Genomic DNA, 2646 nt, shown 5'->3' with positions numbered 1-2646 from the left:
GGCTGCCACTGCCGCGCGGCCGAAAAGGTCGATCCGGCGATTCCGCACTGCAATTCGATCCTGAATCGGCAGCAAATCAGCCACCCGCCTCGAATTCAGAGCTGCGGCTACAACCGGCAGGAAAACCACCGCTTCGGCCTTGGCGTTTTCGTTTGCAAACTGAATACCTTTCAGGGACTCTATCGGAAACCGTTGGCAGATCAACCCCGTCCGCTCCTGCAACTCGGCAACGAAAGCCTCATTCCCGGCCAATTGTCCGCACAAATGAATGATCGGTGTCGAGGATGTCGCTCGCTGACCGGCAAAATAGTCAAATGAAGTCTGGATATCGGTTGACAACGTTTCGACAAAAAACGATCGACGGGTCGGATCGCTGAGGTCTCCGGCCAGTTTTCCTCCCGTATTCGTATGGTGATAGAATTCCAGCGTGGAGCCGTGATAGAAGGCAATCTCCGAGGATTGTGAACCGATAGTCAGTACCGTATACGCCTGGACCGGATCATAATCGGGCAGGGACGGCAGGATTTTGCCGACGACCTCATGACTGTGACACACCGAGCCAACCGTGACCTTGAGATCATCGAACGGCTGTAACACTTGGCGAATTCGACGTTGTGTTGCGGCGTAGAGCGCCACCTTATAGCGCGACTGCCCGGAGCTTTCGAGCTTGAACGCGGGGCGGAAATCAATGTTGCACTCCGTCAGGGGAAACGGGAGCTGGCGCGCCGCCTCAATTTGAACCGCAGCTTTCAGATCCGAATGTTTAAGCACCGGCATGAGGAAAGTCCGAAAGGCCGTCTCTTGCCCCGACACGGCCACCCGCACCTGAGTGCCACGGTGACCAAACGTCTTAAGGTATTCGCCGATTGTCTTCTGGATCGCCTGCCGACGTACCGCCCCATCCGCCTCGTCGGCCGGTACAGGCTGCTCTCGTACGTCAAGAACAGTCCGACGCCAGCCGAGATGGCGCACGGTCGCCATCCGGATCGCGGTTTCGCCTACAACAAAAGCGATCGTCCGACCGATCAGGGGAGAGGTGCGCGCGGCAATCCTCGTCTCGACCAGTCGTGACCGATCCGGTGACCCGCCTTCAGCTTTCCGCCGCAGAATGTTTTTGACGCTAATCATCAGGTGCTTTTCTTAAAGTGAGATCCCGATCGTATCCGTCCCGCCGACTGAAAAGAGTCGGCGATTCAACCGATCGTACAGGTACGCGCTGCCCCAGGCATCGCGCAAATAGCTTCCGCCGGTCGAATCAATATACGGTCCGTGCCAGCCCAGTCCGGTCAGGCGGTCATACGGCGCAATCGAGTCCGGCTTGTCGACAAGATCCGAAAGCTGGTTGGGCAGATGCCCGACGTTGCCCTCGTAGCCCGCCGCAACCGGCTTTCCGCCGGCCACCAGATCCGGGTTGCCGACGACCGCAAGGCGCAGCTCCTGCAGCTCCTTGCGGGTTGCCGTCTCTTTGGCACTTTCACCGATATCGGCGAACTTCGGGATCGCCACCGCGGCGAGAATGCCGAGTGTGACGATGATAATTACGAGCTCAATCAGCGTGAAGCCGCTCTGACAACGCCGGGTCGACCCTGTCGAAAGCTGATTCACGATTCGATCCCTACCACTCATTTTCGCTATGGCCGTCGCTGTTCATCCAAATCTCTCCCGTGGTCGGGTTATACACCCAGCCGCCGGCCGCACCCATGACCGTACCCTTGATCTGACCGGTACCATCGAGCACGGAATCCGGAACCGCTGTCTGGAACGGGTTGGAAGGAACTGCCTGGGCCATTACCGTGCCCGACGTGCGAACTTCGGCAACGCTCGGCCAGACGGCCGAACCGGTTTTAACTGCCTGGTTGGCGTAGAAAATCGTGATTCCCGAACGAAGCGATCCGAGCGAACTGCGGGCAGCGGCCTCACGGGCTTCACCCGAAAGATCCTGATACTTCGGAATGGCTACCGCAGCCAGAATACCGAGTATCACGATAATGATTACGAGCTCAATGAGCGTGAAACCCTTTTGGTTCTTTAAAGCGTACATCTCGTGTACCTCCTTGAGTCTTTCTGATAAATGGTTGTCTATAGACATTATCGGCTGTTCCGGGCCATTCAGTGAGCCCGAATCAGCCTTTAAATACCTTGATTAAGTTCCACATAGGCAAGAAGATAGCCAGTGCAAGGAGCAGTACGAAGGCCCCCATCACAACCGTCAGGATCGGCTCCAGGATGGCTGTGAGCTGCCGTGACGTATACTGCACCTCCTTGGAGTAGTGCCTCGATATCTCACTAAGCATATTTCCCAGCGATCCCGACTCCAGTCCGATAGTAATCATCTGCAACGCCAACTCAGGGAAATACTCGAACTCGGTTGTCGCCAATCGACTGTCCTTGCCGTCGCGAAAAAGTTCCGTCATGGTTTTGATTTCCGCCCCGATTGCTGTGTTTTTGATGGAACTGGCCAGGATATCCAGACAACGAATCAACGGCAGTCCGGAATCGAACAGAATGTGAAACATCAATCCGAATCGGGCGACGTTTCCCTTGATGATCAGGCTGCCGAACACCGGCAGGTGCAGTACTCTTCGATCGAACCAATAGCGCCCCCGCTCATCGTTGAGAAAACGACGCACCAAAAACCCGCCGACG

The 2646-nt window shown here is 56.3% G+C and carries 4 protein-coding genes; all 4 read right to left on the bottom strand.

Features of this window, described 5'->3' with window-relative positions:
- Positions 1 to 1128 (bottom strand): pilus assembly protein PilM (gene pilM, locus KKA81_16195; protein MBU2652468.1); only part of this gene is annotated, 1128 nt, incomplete at its 3' end.
- 12 nt (positions 1129 to 1140) lie between these two features.
- The gene (locus KKA81_16190) at positions 1141 to 1626 is read right to left on the bottom strand and encodes a prepilin-type N-terminal cleavage/methylation domain-containing protein (GenBank protein ID MBU2652467.1); all 486 of its coding nucleotides are present in this window, start codon (positions 1624 to 1626) and stop codon (positions 1141 to 1143) included.
- The gene (locus KKA81_16185; GenBank protein MBU2652466.1) at positions 1616 to 2041 is read right to left on the bottom strand and encodes a prepilin-type N-terminal cleavage/methylation domain-containing protein; all 426 of its coding nucleotides are present in this window, start codon (positions 2039 to 2041) and stop codon (positions 1616 to 1618) included. The genes KKA81_16190 and KKA81_16185 overlap by 11 nt, the downstream gene beginning before the upstream one ends.
- 82 nt (positions 2042 to 2123) lie before the next feature.
- Positions 2124 to 2646 (bottom strand): type II secretion system F family protein (locus tag KKA81_16180; GenBank protein MBU2652465.1); only part of this gene is annotated, 523 nt, incomplete at its 5' end.

It is taken from the genome of Bacteroidota bacterium, assembly GCA_018831055.1.
GTDB lineage: Bacteria > Bacteroidota > Bacteroidia > Bacteroidales > B18-G4 > M55B132.
The sequence above is the reverse complement of the archived record's forward strand: the minus strand, read 5'-3'. Positions and strand labels throughout refer to the sequence as shown.

Coding starts and splice junctions, on each gene's coding strand:
- KKA81_16190 (MBU2652467.1), bottom strand. CDS start 1,626: ATGAGTGGTAGGGATCGAATCGTGAATCAGCTTTCGACAGGGTCGACC.
- KKA81_16185 (MBU2652466.1), bottom strand. CDS start 2,041: ATGTACGCTTTAAAGAACCAAAAGGGTTTCACGCTCATTGAGCTCGTA.